This window comes from Synergistaceae bacterium (genome assembly GCA_031272035.1).
Classification (GTDB): domain Bacteria; phylum Synergistota; class Synergistia; order Synergistales; family Aminobacteriaceae; genus JAISSA01.
The window spans coordinates 17,167-32,024 of record JAISUO010000026.1 but is presented as its reverse complement, the minus strand read 5'-3'; the positions used below and the strand labels follow the sequence as shown (position 1 = coordinate 32,024).

Sequence of the window (14,858 nt, the reverse complement as noted above, 5' to 3'; positions counted from 1 at the left end):
CGCTTTACAAGCTGTGGGGAGCTGCGCGCGATAAAGTTCTCGCCTATGCAAGCGCGTTTGAATTGGGAACCCCAAAAGATCGTGCAGAACAGGCTCAACGTTATCTGAGCGAAGGGTTTAAAGCCCTTAAAATCAGGCTTCATGCGGATACTGTACAGGAAGATCTGGCCTATGTAGACGAAATCAAGAAGGCTATCGGAGATAAAATGAAAATCATGGTTGATGCCAACCAACCGACGGACAACGTACTGAGTTTCACTTCTGGACCGAAATGGGACTATAAACGTGCGCTCACCACAGCTCTAGAATTACAGGACAGAGGCGTAGTTTGGCTGGAAGAACCGCTTGGACGCTGGCAATTCAATGATTTAGCAGCTCTTTTAGAGAAAATGACGTCGCTCTACATTGCAGGCGGCGAAGGTAACACTCCGCTTCACGAGTTTTTGTGGATTATGGAGAAACACGCTCTTGATATCGTACAGCCTGACGCGGTCTATGAATCCTTGACCCAAGTGCGTAAAATCATGGCTCTTTGCGAGGCATTCAACGTCCATTTCGTTCCGCATCACGGGCTATGCGGTATTGGCCTTGCTGCTACCCTGCACCTGCTGTGCACCTATTCCGGCTGGACGTGGGCGGAATATATGTACGACCCTCCTTATCGCACAATCGAAAATTATCAATGTCTGGGAGGGATTATCACAACTCCGCTCAAAATAGATGCCGAAGGCTGTCTTTCTCCATCTCCTCTCCCTGGTTTAGGTATTGAGATCGATATGGACAGAGTGAAGCAATATTCGGTATAGCGATATCGACCAAATAACAAAAAGAATTTATCCCGCTTTATATGCGTGAAAAAGGTCTTACTTGCCGTTTTCTCCCTCTGGAGCGGAATAAGGAAAGCCCGAAAATGACCTGGCGGGCAAAAAATTCTGCTTGACGAACGGGAAGAAGAGGATATAATCATTTACGTCTAAAAGGGTGTATATTGTATTATTACAATTGAAGACTCTTATCGAGAGAGGTGGAGGGACTGGCCCGATGAAGCCCGGCAACCTGAAAATGTCAGGTGCCAATACCAGCAGCTCCGCGGAGTGATCCGGGATCTGGATGATGAGAGGGAGGGTATTCGGCGGATTGTGAAGCGCTCTTCCTTAATGGATGGAGCGCTTTTTTAGTGCGTAATTATACCGGGAGGCTGACAATAATGGCAAAGGCGGAAAAATTTATTTTTTCTTCGGAATCTGTTACGGAGGGACACCCCGACAAGATAGCGGATCAGATTTCCGACGGGGTTCTGGACGCGATTCTGCGGGACGACCCGACCGGACGCGTGGCCTGTGAAACTTTGTGTACGACAGGCTTGGTGATGGTGGCGGGAGAAATTACGACCAAAATTTACGTCGATATACCGAAACTGGTGCGCGAAATCATCAAGGAAATCGGCTATACTCGCGCCAAATACGGATTTGACGGTGAAACCTGCGCCGTGATCACCTCCATAGACGAGCAGTCCAGCGACATTGCCCAGGGCGTCGACGGCGTAGACACCGGCGCGGGAGACCAGGGGATGATGTTCGGCTACGCCTGCAACGAGACGGAGGAATATATGCCGATGCCCATCGCTCTTGCCCACAAGCTGGCCCGTCAGCTGACCAGCGTGAGGCGGGACGGGACGATCACCTATCTTCGACCGGACGGCAAGACGCAGGTTTCGCTGGAGTACGAGGGCAGCAGAGCGGTACGGGCCGATACCATCGTCGTTTCCACTCAGCATCATCCGGAGGCGACCCTGAAGGAAATCCGAACCGACATCATTGAGTACGTCATCAGCCCCGTCGTGCCCGGACACCTTATCGATTCCAACACCCGCATTTTTGTCAATCCCACAGGACGCTTCGTGAAGGGCGGCCCCATGGCGGACACCGGGCTCACCGGGCGAAAAATCATCGTGGATACCTACGGCGGCTGGGTTCCCCACGGAGGCGGCGCCTTCTCCGGCAAGGATCCCACCAAGGTGGACCGCAGCGGCGCCTACATTACCCGCTACGCCGCCAAGAACGTGGTGGCGGCAGGCATAGCGGACCAGTGCCAGATCCAGGTGGCCTATGCCATCGGTATACCTCAACCGGTGTCTCTCTGCGTCAATACTTACGGCACGGGGAAAATTTCCGACGAGAAGATCACGGCGCTGGTGCGGCGGCATTTCGATTTTCGTCCGGCGGCCATCATTCGGGACCTGGACCTGCGGAAGCCCCAGTATCGCGCTCTTGCAGCCTATGGGCATATGGGACGCATCGACATCAGCCCCATGCCGGCCTGGGAGAAGATCGACCGCGCCGAGGTTCTGCGAAAAGACGCGGGACTGTAGTTTTTGAAATTTCGCAGTTCTCTCAAAAGATTGCCTCAGTGACGAGCCGGAGGTTTTCCGGCAATGAGAACTCCAAAACCCATTGGTTTACAGACTGATGGGTTTTTGACGTTCTTCGTATTGCAGATCCGGCCTGGGCAGCAGAAGTTCTCTCAGGCGCGAGGCGCGAAACTCCAGATCCGCCGCCGCCCTGGCGATGGGGTCCGAGACCGCGCCGAGGCGTGTGATGACGGGAGCGGAGGCGGTGTTTCCGCAAAGACGCAGGAGTTTTCGTCCCCGCTGATTGTATCCCAACACCCGGATATAGGGCGGGCTGCGCCGGCTCAGGGCCAGCGCCGTCCACCGGTCGGCTCCCGTGAGAAAGCGTATGGCCTGACGCTGAATGCGGCTTCGGGTGTAGCGGGCGCAGACGCAGCGTCCGACAAAGTCCTCCCAGGAGTCTGCCCGCGGGCTGTGTTTCAGAAACAGGTTTTCAAGTCCCTCGTCCATTCCCGGACAGAGCCGGAGCTCCTCCTTCGACGTCCGATTGAGAAGGCCGCGCAGCAGGGCCCACAGGTTTTCCACTCCCAGGCAGAGTCGTCCCCGTTTCTCTTCATCTTCAAGAACGGCCAGCGAAGATGCGGGCAGGGCCTCCCTCACCCAGCCCGTCAGAGATTCGCTCAAAAGTTTCTTTGCCGTCAGCGTCTGCCGGATGGCCGCCGCGCTGGCCAGCTTTCCCGGGGAGAGGTCGTGGTAGCCTTCTCCCTGGCGTTTTACGGGCAGGGGAATCAGGTCGTACTTTTTTCTTCGGAGGTGCAGTATGTAGGCCAGGGCCAGGATGTCGTTGGGAGCGAGCAGGGGAGGGGTCACGTTTGAAGAAAGTTCTCGTTCCAGCGCTCCCGCGACGGCTTTAGGATAGGATTGCCCCCGTTTGAGATTTTTTTTGAGATTCAGCTTGAAAGACAGCGGCTCCTCGCTTAAAATATTTAAGATTGTATTGGAATTTTCGTTTGCGGAAAAAGGGGATTCCGCCGCGAAAAGGCGTTCCGTGCCGAAAGAGAGATGGGTAACGAGCCCTGTTGCGGCCAGAATGTCCACCGCGCCCCGGGCAAATTCGGGAGCCGCGTTGCAGGCGAAGGCGAAAGGCAGCTCCAGCGCCAGATCGGCTCCGTTTAAAAGAGCCATGCGGGTTCGGGCCCACTTGTCGGCCAGAGCGGGTTCGCCCCGCTGAGTGAAGGAGGACGACAGGGTCACAAGGACAGGAACTTCCGCGCCCAGGGCCTCCCGAGCTCGTTGGATGTGCAGGGCGTGTCCGTTGTGAAAGGGGTTGTATTCCGCAATAATTCCAATAGCGGTTTGAGCGTCGCGGATTATCGTCTTCATTGTATTATTATATTCTTCTGCGGCAGAAACGGCAAAACAAAAAGGGGGTTCTCCCCCTGTTGCGAAGGGCAGGTTGTAAAGTATGAAAATTTTGGTTATCAACTGCGGAAGTTCGTCTCTGAAATATCAGCTTTTCGACATGGAGAAGGAAAATGTGCTGGCAAAGGGCCTGGTGGAGCGCATCGGAATCGAAGGTTCGCGCATAAAGCACACGAAGACGGGAATGGACGCCGTTGTAACCGAAACGCCCATTCCGGATCATAAGGTTGGCATAAGACTGGTTCTGGATGCGCTGCTGAACAAGTCTCACGGAGTTCTTTCCTCCCTGGAGGAACTTTCTGCGGTGGGGCATCGAGTTGTTCACGCGGGGGAGAAATTTGCCAGTTCCGTTCGGCTGGAGCCGGAGGTTCTGGCGGCGCTGAAGGAGTGCATTCCCCTGGCGCCTCTGCACAACCCCGCGAACATCATGGGTATCGACGCCGTCACCGACGCCCTGCCGAAGATTCCCCAGGTGGGGGTGTTCGACACCGCCTTTCACCAGACCATGCCTCCCTTCGCCTATATTTACGGCATTCCCTACGGTTATTACTCGAAATACGGGGTGCGGCGCTACGGGTTCCACGGCACCAGCCACTACTACGTGGCGGGACGCGCGGCCGCCATGCTGAACAAGCCCCTCGAAAAATTGAAGATCGTCACCTGTCACCTGGGTAACGGCAGCTCCATCACCGCTGTGGACGGCGGAAAATCGGTGGATACCTCCATGGGGTTCACGCCTCTGGCGGGAGTCCTGATGGGAACCCGAAGCGGCGATATTGACCCGGCGCTGACGGGATTTTTGGCCGGAGCGGAGAAACTTTCCCTGAAGGAAATCGATGAACTGCTCAACAAAAAGAGCGGCCTTTTGGGGATCAGCGGTCTCAGCAGCGATCTTCGGGACATCGAAGCGGCCGCGGACCGGGGAGAAAACCGTTCCAAACTGGCCCTGCAGGTACTGACCTACGGTATTAAAAAATATATCGGAGCCTATGCCGCGGCCATGGGAGGCGTGGACGCGGTGGTGTTCACCGCCGGAGTGGGGGAAAACAGCTCTGTCGTCCGCTCCATGGTGTGCGACGGGCTGGAATTTCTGGGTATTGATATTGATCCGGCGAGGAACGATGTTCATTCCAAAGAGGCCTTTATCAGCTCGGACAGCTCGAAGGTGAAGGTTCTGGTCATTCCCACGAACGAGGAGCTCGTCATCGCCCGGGACACCAAACGGCTTGTGGGCCTGCACTGAACTGTTTCAAAGCCGGCGGATTTCAGAGTCGGAGGGAAGGAGACGGAGGCGAGTATTTTGACGGCGAAAAAAATGCCCGAAGGCGGGGCTTTTATCGTCGAATTGCCCCCCAGACGGGACACGGAGGCTGTCGTAGAAAAACACTGGGATCCCGACCTTTCCGGAGGAGTGACCTTCGAGGGGCAGCACTTCTGTTTTCCGGAGGGGCTTTCCGTGGACGCGGCCCTGCAGTGGATGGAGGAGTCTCTCCTGTCCGTTCGACTGTCCCTCCAGGGCCTTTTGAAGGGGGAATGCGCCCGTTGTTTGGGCGATGCTTCACTTGCAATCTCGGACGATTTGAGGTATCTTTACTATCTGCGCGGGACCGTTTTGGGGAAAGACACTCATCTTCAGTCCGACGACGGATTTCTTCCCGTTGAAATGGACGCCTGGGGGCGTACCATAAATCTTGCGGATCAGGTATGGGAAAGCCTGTGGGTGCTGTTGCCGCGAAAGTTACTGTGCCGGGAGGATTGCGCCGGGCTTTGTCAGAATTGTGGAGCGAACCTCAACGAGGGCGCTTGTTCCTGTGCTCCTCAGAGAGATGTCCGGTTCGACGCCCTGCGGGATTTCGTGGCGGATAATGAAGATGTGATGATGTAAAGATGGCGATGTAAAAACGATATAAAAATGATAAAAACCGGAAAGGGCGTTTCTTTTTCGGGAGAATAAATAAATTATCGACAGGGGTATTGTCTGAAAGGAGGAATAAAAATGGCGACGCCAAAAAGAAAGACTTCTCATGCCCGTACGGCATCGAGGAAAGCCAACTGGCTGGGAGCCCTCAGCGCGCCGGTTACGGCCAACTGCCCTCACTGCGGCGAGGCGGTGGTGAGTTACCGGGCGTGTCCGGCCTGCGGTCATTACAAAGGACGCGAAATCTTCAAACCAAAGGATACGGCGACGGCGTAATGCCGTGCTTCAATTTACTTCCCGTTTTTCCATGCCGTACTTAAACGGAAAATGCGAAAGCGCAGAGACGGACTCTGCGCTTTTTCTCTATGGATGTACATGGATGTACCCTTTCGGGCTGCGGTGGTATTACAATGGAGAAGCTGAGGTCTGAAGAAAAACAGGCGGTTTGCAGTTTGGGTTTTATCGGGGAGGTGCGGTAATCATGCAAAACGCGGATATAAAGGGAATTCTGGAAAAGATAAAAAAGGGACTGCTTGCGACGGGGGAATGGCTCTGGCTGTTCGTCGTCGCGTCCTTTCTGGAGAAGCGCAGCGCGGCCATCCGCAAGGAAGCCTGGGATATGAACGACAATCTCATGCTGTTGCTTTTTGGTGATTTTCTGGGTCTTCCCAATCCCATCTCCTACTATACGCTGGAGTTGCTCCCTTATCTGGCGGAGGAGATGCTTCCATGGCAGAGGCGTATAATGAATCGTCAGTCGGTGGCCGCGGAAAAAGCGGCTCAGTATGATTTTACTTAAAATGCAGGTATGAATATGAATACGGAGACGAAAAAGAAACGACGCCCGTTTACCTTTTTTGGAGGTAAGGGAGGAACCGGTAAAACCACCTGTGCAAGCGCTTACGGAGCCTGGCTGGCCCGGAACGGCTATAAGACGCTCCTGGTTTCCACCGACCCCGCCCATTCTCTTTCCGATGCACTGGGAGTCGCCCTGAGCGATAAAATTTTGCCGGTGCGTGAAAATCTGTGGGGCATAGAGATCGACGCCGCGGAGGAAGCAAAACGTTATATCAGCGAAATTCAGGATAAAATGCTGAGCATTGTCAGCGCGGTGATCGTGGACGAAATTAAACGCCAGATGGAAATCGCCTACATGTCCCCTGGCGCTGAAGAAGCGGCGATTTTCGACAAATTCGTCGAACTGATGGAAAACCTGGGGGATCCCTGGGAGGCCATTGTCTTCGATACGGCTCCCACGGGGCATACTCTGCGCTTGCTTTCCCTGCCGGAGATTTTGGGAACCTGGATCGACAGCCTGATTCAAAAACGCAAAAAATCCCTCGAGCTTTTTAAAATGGCGGGAAAGTTTGATGCGGATTTGATGAAACGCGCCATGGAAGACCCCGTGATCGAATCTCTGACCCGCAGGCAGAAGAAATTTGAAAAGAGCCGACAATATCTTACGGATGCCGAAAGTTCGGAGTTCTTTTTCGTTCTGAACGCCGAAAGGATGCCCATCCTGGAAACGGCCCGGGCGGTGGAGCTGTTGGAAAAGTACGGAATCCCCGTAGGAGGTCTCGTCGTCAATCGGGTGATCCCTCCGGAGGCGGGCGAGTTCTTCGCCGAGCGGCTGATTGCTCAGAAGGACTATCTGAAGGAGATCCGGGATCGCTTTGGCGCCAAAAAAATTGTTCATCTGCCTCTTCTGCGGTCGGATGTCCGCGGCATGGAGCAGGTGGATGCGGTTGCGGATTTGATAGGAGAAATTGACGCATGATTATGGGAACGTTGCAGTACGCGCCCCGCTACAGCGGACTTGGCAGTGGAGTTCAGTCGGCGCTCGAATTTTTGATTTCACAGGATCTGACCCAGCTGTCTCCGAACCGATATGCCATCGACGGAGACAGAGTGTTCTCCATCGTAGAGGAGATAAGCACCGTCCCTCACAGTGCGCGGCTTTTCGAGGCCCACAGGAATTATATCGATCTTCACATGACGCTGTCGGGGGAGGAATGGTACGGCTACGCCCCCATCAACAACATGAAACAGGTGAAGGAATACAATCCGGAAGAGGATACCAGGCTGTACGGCGGAGAAGGCGTCTATTTCAGAGTTCCGGACGGGCAGTTCGTCCTGTTTTTTCCGGAAGATTCTCATAAGCCCGGAATCACCTTCGACGTCCCGGGGATCATCCGAAAAGTGATCGTCAAAATCGGTATCGAGCCGGATAAACGGGAAAATGCATGAGGCGCGGAGCGACGTTTTGCGGATGACGCGTGATGAAATGACGTGTATGTGTAATATTATGATGGAATAATATGTGATGGATGACGTTTACTTTATGTCTCAGGCGATTCTCGAAGCGGAGCGGGCCTTCAGGGAAGGAGAGGTTCCGGTGGGGGCGGTTCTGGTGCGGGAGGGCGAAATTATCTCGAAGGGATTCAACGTGAAAACCATCGACCCCACGGCTCACGCCGAAATGCGGGTGATTCGCGAGGCGGCGGCCCGTCTTGGAGGGTGGAATCTGCGGGGGTGCGATCTGTACGTGACCCTGGAACCCTGTCCCATGTGCGCCGGAGCTGCCGTCGCCGCCCGTCTCAGAAGCGTGGTTTTTGGCGCCCGGGACCCCCGGGCCGGAGCCGTCGGGTCCCTGTACGACATTCCCCGGGACACTCGGCTCAATCACCGATGCCGGGTGCGGGGCGGCGTTTTGAAGGAGTCCTGCGCCGAACTTCTTATACGATATTTCGAAAAGCGCCGAAAAAAACTGAAAACTGAAAACGGCGCTGCGCATGAAGTAAAAGCATGATGAATCAGATGGATGCAAATGCAAATGAATGAAAATGGAACGCTAAGTGGAAGAGGGATACGCGCTTGCTGTCTACATGTTCGGATATAAAATTAGAACTTTATGAGATTGGAGAGTCCGCGAGAGATCTGGCGAAACGGCTGGACTGTTCGGAACTGACGGCGGCGGCGCTGGAGATGTACCACGGGAAGGACCTTGCCCGCGTCGATGACGTTCAGGCCTGGCTGAGGCCCCGATTCGAAGAACTGCTGGAGAACCTGAACCTGGGTTCCGCCGGAACTCTGGCGGCGGAGAAGTGGCGTTCCCGCTGTACTTTCGGCAATGTGATGGTTTACGGAGATTACGATACCGACGGGATTTCCGCCACGGTGCTGGCGATGGAGATCTTCCGCCACAAAGCCCTGGGGGTTCGCTATTTCATCCCTCGACGGGACGTACAGGGATACGGACTTCACGCCTCCATTCTGGACCGGCTGATGGAAAGCGGCTGCAATACGCTGGTGGTGGTGGACTGCGGGACGAACGACGTGGAACTTCTGGAGGGTCTGGCCCGGAAGGGCATCGATGTTTTTGTCTTCGATCATCACTCGGCGGCCAGGGGGCTCGTGCCTTTTCCCATGACGGTGAATCCCTGCATCGACGGAGACGAGACCTCGGGAAAACTTTGCGCCACGGCGGTGCTCTGGAGCTGGGCCTGGAAGGAGGAAATCGCCTCCCGCTCGATGTTGCGGTATGGACTGGACCTTGTGGCTCTGGCGACGATTTCCGACTGTATGCCCCTGAATCCCCTCAATCGAGCCATTGTCCAGCAGGGCATGGCCCTGATGAAGAACAATCCGAGACGGGGACTCGCCGCCCTTTTTGAAAAACTGGGGGTCTCCCGACAGGCGCTTTCGGAGGAACAGCTGTCCATGCGCGTTATTCCCTGCCTGAACGCCCCCGGGCGCATCGGCTGCGCGGATGTGTCGGTTCGGGTCCTTCTGGGAGCGGGAGAGCTTTATACCAGCGTGGGGGATCTCATCAAAGCCAACAGAAAGCGCCAGATGATTTCCGAGCGGATAGTGGTCAACATCTGCGAGCCGGGGGGCCCCACGCGTCATGTCATGTACGACAAAAACTGGCCCGTGGGAGTTTTGAGCGGGGTGGCCAGCCGGATTTGCAACATGCGCAAAGCCCCGGTGGCTCTGGCGGCTCCGGTGGGGGGAAAGATTCGCGGGACCCTGCGGGTTCCGGCGGGAGCCAACGCCGTCCATATTTTGAGCGTCATTTCCGAACGGCTGGATGCCTGGGGCGGCCATCGCCACGCGGCGGGATTTTCCGTGCTCTCGGACCACTGGAAGGAAGTGGAAAACAGCCTGGAAAATCTTCTTTCCGACGTGCAGGTGGAAGAAGAACACCTGAAGGCCATCGTCATTTCGCCCTCCAAAATCACGCTCAGCGACTGGAAAAAAGTGGGAGAACTGGGGCCCTTCGGCACCGACAACCCCTGCCCTTATTTTTACAGAAGCCGGGAGGACGGGGACAAAATTGTCCCTCTGGGGCGGGACGGCAAGCACAGCGCCGTCGTCGTGGACGAGGTCATGCTTCTGGCCTTCAATGCGGCCTCCGACCTTCAGGACGTCTCGTTCATGGATCGGGTGACGGGATGGGTCTATCATCCCCGTCTGGATTACTGGCGCAACGAGGAACGCGTTCAGTTCGTGCTGGACTGCGCCGTGCTTGAATGATGAGCCTGGAGAGCGGAGCCCATGCCTGAAATACCGGAAAAGAAAACCGTGAAAAACGACATCGGACTGAGAGCGGACAACGCGGAGATGAAGTCCATCCTGAACAGCGTCCCTGAGCTGTCCTGCAGCGGGGAATCCAGGGAAATGGCGAGCCTCAGAGACGCGTTTTACGCTCAGCTTCCGGAGACCAGCAGAATGGAGTCGGTGAGGACCGCCTGGCAGGAGCTGTGGGCGAAGAGTTTTCTGTACCTGCCCTCCGAGCAGATGAACCTTCTCGGGGAGGCTTTTGTCTTTTCGGGCAGGGCCCACACCGACCAGAAGCGTTCCAGCGGAGAGCCCTATATCATCCATTCTCTGAATACGGCTCTGATTCTGGCGGAGATGCAGCTTGATCCGGCCACCCTTTGCGCGGCCCTCCTCCACGACGTTTTGGAGGATACGACGATTCAGGGGGGAGAACTGGCGGCAGCTTTCGGGGAGGAAATCGTGACGCTGGTGGACGGAGTCACGAAGCTGGGAAAACTTCCCTTCATGTCCCTGGAGGGGTATCAGGCGGAAAACCTGCGAAAGATGTTCGTGGTCATGGCCCGGGACATTCGCGTGGTCCTGATCAAGCTGGCGGACCGGCTCCACAACATGAGAACTCTGGGGATTTTCCGGCGGGACAAGCAGGAACGCATCGCTCGGGAAACTTTGGAAATTTTCGCCCCTCTGGCCCATCGACTGGGAATCTATCAGATAAAACGGGACCTGGAGGACCTGTCCTTCCGCTACCTTCAGCCGGAGGTCTACAACGAAATCCGCCGCAAGGTCCGCAAAAAACTGCCCGAACGGGAAGAAGTCATCAGCAGAGGCATAGAAATGCTGGAAAATCGCCTGGCTCAGGAGGGGATTCCCTGTAAAATCAAAGGACGGGCCAAGCATTACTACAGTATTTACGAAAAGATGGAGAGGAAAAAACTTTCCATTGACGAACTCTACGATATTCTGGCCATACGGGTGCTGGTGGATGACCTTTCCACCTGCTACGCGGTTCTGGGCATCGTTCATTCAATATGGGTTCCCATTCCCGGTCAGTTCGACGACTACATCGCGAACCCCAAGAGCAACATGTATCAGTCCCTGCATACCACCGTCATGGCCTTCGGAGCCCCTATGGAGGTTCAGATCCGCACGAGAGAGATGAACAGTCTGGCGGAATACGGCATTGCGGCCCACTGGCTCTATAAGTCGGACAAGGGGACGGCCGACAGTCTGGACGCGAAACTGATGTGGGTGCGTCAGGCCCTGGAGGGAGAAGGCAGTCAGGAAGGGCACGACCCCGAGGAATTTCTGGAGCTTCTGAAAAGCGACGTCCTGACCTCTGAGGTTTACGTTTTCACGCCCCAGGGCAAAGCCCTCGTTCTGCCCCGGGGGGCTACCACCATCGATTTTGCCTATGCCGTCCACACGGAAGTGGGAAACCACTGCGTGGGGGCCATGATCAACAACCGCATCGTCCCTCTGAACACGGAGCTTCGCAACGGAGACATCGTAAAGATCATCACCTCCTCTCAGGGAACGCCCTCCCGGGACTGGATGAAAATTGTCCGAAGCACCAAAACCCGCAGCAAAATCCGCAACTACTTCCGGCAGATGGAAAAAACGGACCGGGAGGGAAAAATTGCCCGAGGCTGGGAAGCTCTCGACAAGGAGTTGAAAAAGAGAAATCTTTCCACGGAAAACCTGGAGGATTTTACCCCCGCCCTGAACAAGGTGGCCAGAGATCTGGGAATGGCCGGAAGAGAGGACCTTCTGGTCGCTATCGGAACGGGGTCTGCGGGACCCAGCACTGTGGCCCAGAGGCTGGCCTTCGCCTATCTGCAGCAGAAGCATCCTTCGGACGATATTTCTCAGCTTTCCCGCAATATTGCCGCGAAACGTTCCAATTTTGATATTATCGTGGATGGATTCGAAGGGGTCATGGTGCTTCTGGCCAACTGCTGCGAGCCCGTCCCTGGGGATGCCATCGTGGGGTATACCACCCGTCTGAGGGGAATCACGGTTCACCGGATCGACTGCCCCAACATTCTGAACGCGCAGCTGGGGCGTACGGTTCCGGTCCGATGGGACGCGCCCTCGGGAAGGTTTTACACGACGCGGATTCGGGCGGAGGCCACGGACCGGGACAACCTGATTCACGATGTGTCTCAGGTCATCGGACAGGCCAACGGCAGCATAAACGGGCTCAAGGTCACCGTCATCGACAATACGCTGGTGCGGATGAAAATAGAACTTCGGGTGAGAAATCTGGAGCACCTGTATGAAATTGTGGGAAAACTGAACGGCGTTCGAGGCATGATGGAAGTCGCGCGGGTGTGACCCGTCTCGAAAAAAAAGGAGCCGCCAGGATATAATTCAGGAGATAAACGGAATATGAGGGCTGTTGTGCAAAGAGTTTCCAAAGCGTCGGTTTCCGTGGATGCAAAAATCGTCGGCGAAATCGAGGCAGGATTGTGTATACTTTTGGGAGTCGGCAGGGGCGATACGGAACGGGATGCCGAGCGACTGGCCGAAAAAGTGGTCAATCTCAGGATATTCGAAGACGACGGGGGTAAAATGAACAGCTCTCTTTCTGAGACGGGAGGAGAGGCCCTTATCGTTTCTCAGTTTACTTTGTACGGAGACTGCCGAAAGGGCCGTCGTCCGTCCTTTGCAGAAGCTGCTTCTTCCGAGGAGGGGAAACGGCTTTATGATTGTTTTGTCCAACGGGTGCAGGCGCATGGCGTAAATGTCGCCTGTGGAATTTTTCAAACGCATATGCGGGTGGAAATCCACAACGACGGCCCGGTGACTCTGATATTGGATACGGAGAGGGCGTGAGTGTGTTATGGGACGCATAAAATACAGACGTTTCCCGCTGGGGGGGCTCTGGACCAACGGGTATCTCTTTTACGACGGGGACGGAGATGCCTTTTTTGTGGACCCGGGAGGAGATGTGAGCGAAGTTCTCGACTTCATGAAAGAGCAGAAACTGACGCTGAAGGCGGTTTTGCTCACCCACGGACATCTGGATCACATCGCCGGCATCGGTGAGATGATTCCCCTGGTGAAGGACGCCATTTACATTTCTCCGGAAGATGCGCCTCTTTTGAAGCGTCCTCCGGAATCGATGCAGGCGGCCCTTGGGATGGAATGCGCCGGAGCCAGCGCCTTCAGAACGGCGGCGGAGGGAGACGCGCTGAAAATCGGGGCTTACACGATCGACGTTATGGAGACCCCTGGACATACCCAGGGCAGCATGTGTTATCTTATACGTCAGGGAGAGGATAAAATTTTGATCTCGGGCGATACCCTGTTCGCTCAGAGCGTGGGAAGAACGGACCTGCCGGGGGGCGATTCCGCGATGTTGGACATGTCGCTGGAAAAACTGGCGGCTTTGCCCGACGACCTCGTGGTGCTGCCGGGGCATGGTCCGGAGACGACAATAGGCAGGGAACGAAAGAGCAATCCTTTCTGGCCTCGCTGACGGACATTCGTCATGGGCGGATGCTCGCAATGCCAGTCTGAACTTTAGAACGCAGGTGATGAGGAAGGATGTTCAAATACCTTTCCGGAATTTTGGGGCTCGACGTGGGGATAGACCTCGGAACGGCCAATATTGTGGTGTATGTGAAAAACAAGGGGATCGTCATCAGCGAGCCGTCGACCGTTGCGGTGCGTAAACTGCCGCGGGGGGGAGGACTCGAGATCATCGCCGTGGGCAGGGAAGCGAAGTCCATGGCCGGCAAGACCCCGTCGGGAGTGCAGGCGATATGGCCTTTGCAGGACGGCGTCATCGCGAACTTCGACATGACGGAGGAGCTTATAAGGTACTGTCTGCGACGGGCCAACGACGGGAAGTCCTTCATGTCTCATCCGAGGGTGGTGATTTCGGTGCCGGCGGAGGTGACGGAGGTGGAACGGAAGGCCGTCATCGACGCGACGCTGGGAGCCGGCGCCAGCGAAGCCTATGTGGTGGACGAACCCATCTCGGCCGCCCTGGGCGTGGGACTGCCCATCAGTGAACCCCGGGGCTGCATGATCATCGACGTGGGGGGAGGAACCAGCGAGGTTTCCGTCATTTCTCTGGGGGGCATCGTGGTGACCAGTTCTCTGAGAACGGCGGGCAAGGATATGGACAATGCCATCATCGCCATGCTGCGGCAGCGTTACGCTCTCCTCATTGGAGAAACCACGGCGGAGGAAGTCAAAAATACCATCGGCTCGGCTCTGCCCCTTTCTCCGGAACTGGAGATGGCGGTAAAGGGACGGGATCTTTCGGACGGACTGCCGAAGATCGATACGGTGTCCTCCGTGGAGGTTCGCGAGGCGCTGGATCCGATTTTTCTGCGCATCGAGGACATGGTCAAGGTCGCCCTCGAAAAGACGCCTCCCGAACTGGCCAAGGACATCGTCGATCAGGGTGTTGTGCTTTCCGGCGGGGTGGCGCTGATGAAGGGCTTTGCGGAACGCCTTTCCCGGGCAATCAATACTCCGGTTATCGTGGCGGAGAATCCTCTGTTCTCCGTGGCGCTGGGAGTGGGAAAAATTCTCGACAACCTGGTGGCGATGAAAAGGGTTTTGATGTCCGTGGAAAGAGGCGCCCGTTAG

Annotated in this window: 15 protein-coding genes and 1 riboswitch; of the genes, 14 read left to right on the top strand and 1 reads right to left on the bottom strand. The window is 55.8% G+C overall.

Going from position 1 to position 14,858, the window contains the following annotated elements:
* Together LBR61_03145 and metK are read left to right on the top strand one after the other, a co-directional pair.
* Nucleotides 1-806 (top strand): hypothetical protein (locus LBR61_03145; GenBank protein MDR1731068.1); only part of this gene is annotated, 806 nt, incomplete at its 5' end.
* A 203-nt stretch (nucleotides 807-1,009) separates the two neighbouring features.
* Nucleotides 1,010-1,120: riboswitch (SAM riboswitch) on the top strand.
* 87 nt (nucleotides 1,121-1,207) lie between these two features.
* Nucleotides 1,208-2,371: a methionine adenosyltransferase gene (gene metK / locus LBR61_03140; protein ID MDR1731067.1), complete on the top strand. Its 1,164-nt coding sequence runs from the start codon at nucleotides 1,208-1,210 to the stop codon at nucleotides 2,369-2,371.
* An 87-nt stretch (nucleotides 2,372-2,458) separates the two neighbouring features.
* On the opposite strand, the gene LBR61_03135 is transcribed toward metK, so the two are convergent.
* On the bottom strand, nucleotides 2,459-3,733 hold the full coding sequence (locus LBR61_03135) for a nucleotidyltransferase family protein (protein ID MDR1731066.1): 1,275 nt from the start codon (nucleotides 3,731-3,733) through the stop codon (nucleotides 2,459-2,461).
* Between the two features lie 82 nt (nucleotides 3,734-3,815).
* Here LBR61_03135 and LBR61_03130 point away from each other — a divergent pair, with 82 nt between their 5' ends.
* The 12 genes from LBR61_03130 to LBR61_03075 all read left to right on the top strand — a co-directional run bounded on the left by LBR61_03130 (nucleotide 3,816) and on the right by LBR61_03075 (nucleotide 14,858).
* Nucleotides 3,816-5,015 (top strand): acetate kinase, encoded by a 1,200-nt coding sequence (locus LBR61_03130; protein ID MDR1731065.1) that lies wholly within the window; start codon nucleotides 3,816-3,818, stop codon nucleotides 5,013-5,015.
* 57 nt (nucleotides 5,016-5,072) lie between these two features.
* Nucleotides 5,073-5,657: a DUF177 domain-containing protein gene (locus tag LBR61_03125; GenBank protein ID MDR1731064.1), complete on the top strand. Its 585-nt coding sequence runs from the start codon at nucleotides 5,073-5,075 to the stop codon at nucleotides 5,655-5,657.
* A gap of 111 nt (nucleotides 5,658-5,768) precedes the next feature.
* Nucleotides 5,769-5,966, top strand: a complete 198-nt coding sequence (gene rpmF, locus LBR61_03120; GenBank protein MDR1731063.1) for a 50S ribosomal protein L32 — start codon at nucleotides 5,769-5,771, stop codon at nucleotides 5,964-5,966.
* Between the two features lie 205 nt (nucleotides 5,967-6,171).
* Nucleotides 6,172-6,489, top strand: coding sequence for a hypothetical protein (locus LBR61_03115; GenBank protein MDR1731062.1), 318 nt, complete (start codon nucleotides 6,172-6,174; stop codon nucleotides 6,487-6,489).
* 15 nt (nucleotides 6,490-6,504) lie between these two features.
* Complete coding sequence (locus tag LBR61_03110; protein MDR1731061.1) at nucleotides 6,505-7,467, top strand: ArsA family ATPase; 963 nt, start codon at nucleotides 6,505-6,507, stop codon at nucleotides 7,465-7,467.
* Nucleotides 7,464-7,937 (top strand): YhcH/YjgK/YiaL family protein, encoded by a 474-nt coding sequence (locus LBR61_03105; GenBank protein ID MDR1731060.1) that lies wholly within the window; start codon nucleotides 7,464-7,466, stop codon nucleotides 7,935-7,937. The genes LBR61_03110 and LBR61_03105 overlap by 4 nt, the downstream gene beginning before the upstream one ends.
* Before the next feature lie 76 nt (nucleotides 7,938-8,013).
* The gene (gene tadA / locus LBR61_03100) at nucleotides 8,014-8,499 is read left to right on the top strand and encodes a tRNA adenosine(34) deaminase TadA (protein MDR1731059.1); all 486 of its coding nucleotides are present in this window, start codon (nucleotides 8,014-8,016) and stop codon (nucleotides 8,497-8,499) included.
* A gap of 65 nt (nucleotides 8,500-8,564) precedes the next feature.
* Nucleotides 8,565-10,226, top strand: a complete 1,662-nt coding sequence (locus LBR61_03095) for a DHH family phosphoesterase (protein ID MDR1731058.1) — start codon at nucleotides 8,565-8,567, stop codon at nucleotides 10,224-10,226.
* A 21-nt stretch (nucleotides 10,227-10,247) separates the two neighbouring features.
* A complete protein-coding gene (locus tag LBR61_03090) occupies nucleotides 10,248-12,587 on the top strand; it encodes a bifunctional (p)ppGpp synthetase/guanosine-3',5'-bis(diphosphate) 3'-pyrophosphohydrolase (protein ID MDR1731057.1) in 2,340 nt (779 codons plus the stop codon).
* Between the two features lie 54 nt (nucleotides 12,588-12,641).
* Nucleotides 12,642-13,088 carry a D-tyrosyl-tRNA(Tyr) deacylase gene (dtd, locus tag LBR61_03085; GenBank protein ID MDR1731056.1) on the top strand — a complete coding sequence of 149 codons (447 nt, stop codon included), beginning with the start codon at nucleotides 12,642-12,644 and terminating at the stop codon, nucleotides 13,086-13,088.
* Between the two features lie 16 nt (nucleotides 13,089-13,104).
* The gene (locus tag LBR61_03080; GenBank protein ID MDR1731055.1) at nucleotides 13,105-13,734 is read left to right on the top strand and encodes an MBL fold metallo-hydrolase; all 630 of its coding nucleotides are present in this window, start codon (nucleotides 13,105-13,107) and stop codon (nucleotides 13,732-13,734) included.
* A 68-nt stretch (nucleotides 13,735-13,802) separates the two neighbouring features.
* A complete protein-coding gene (locus tag LBR61_03075; GenBank protein ID MDR1731054.1) occupies nucleotides 13,803-14,858 on the top strand; it encodes a rod shape-determining protein in 1,056 nt (351 codons plus the stop codon).

Bases quoted from the DNA above. Each gene is read 5' to 3' on its own strand.
- metK (MDR1731067.1), top strand. From the start codon at position 1,208: ATGGCAAAGGCGGAAAAATTTATTTTTTCTTCGGAATCTGTTACGGAG.
- LBR61_03135 (MDR1731066.1), bottom strand. From the start codon at position 3,733: ATGAAGACGATAATCCGCGACGCTCAAACCGCTATTGGAATTATTGCG.
- LBR61_03130 (MDR1731065.1), top strand. From the start codon at position 3,816: ATGAAAATTTTGGTTATCAACTGCGGAAGTTCGTCTCTGAAATATCAG.
- rpmF (MDR1731063.1), top strand. From the start codon at position 5,769: ATGGCGACGCCAAAAAGAAAGACTTCTCATGCCCGTACGGCATCGAGG.
- LBR61_03115 (MDR1731062.1), top strand. From the start codon at position 6,172: ATGCAAAACGCGGATATAAAGGGAATTCTGGAAAAGATAAAAAAGGGA.
- LBR61_03110 (MDR1731061.1), top strand. From the start codon at position 6,505: ATGAATACGGAGACGAAAAAGAAACGACGCCCGTTTACCTTTTTTGGA.
- LBR61_03105 (MDR1731060.1), top strand. From the start codon at position 7,464: ATGATTATGGGAACGTTGCAGTACGCGCCCCGCTACAGCGGACTTGGC.
- tadA (MDR1731059.1), top strand. From the start codon at position 8,014: ATGGATGACGTTTACTTTATGTCTCAGGCGATTCTCGAAGCGGAGCGG.
- LBR61_03090 (MDR1731057.1), top strand. From the start codon at position 10,248: ATGCCTGAAATACCGGAAAAGAAAACCGTGAAAAACGACATCGGACTG.
- dtd (MDR1731056.1), top strand. From the start codon at position 12,642: ATGAGGGCTGTTGTGCAAAGAGTTTCCAAAGCGTCGGTTTCCGTGGAT.
- LBR61_03075 (MDR1731054.1), top strand. From the start codon at position 13,803: ATGTTCAAATACCTTTCCGGAATTTTGGGGCTCGACGTGGGGATAGAC.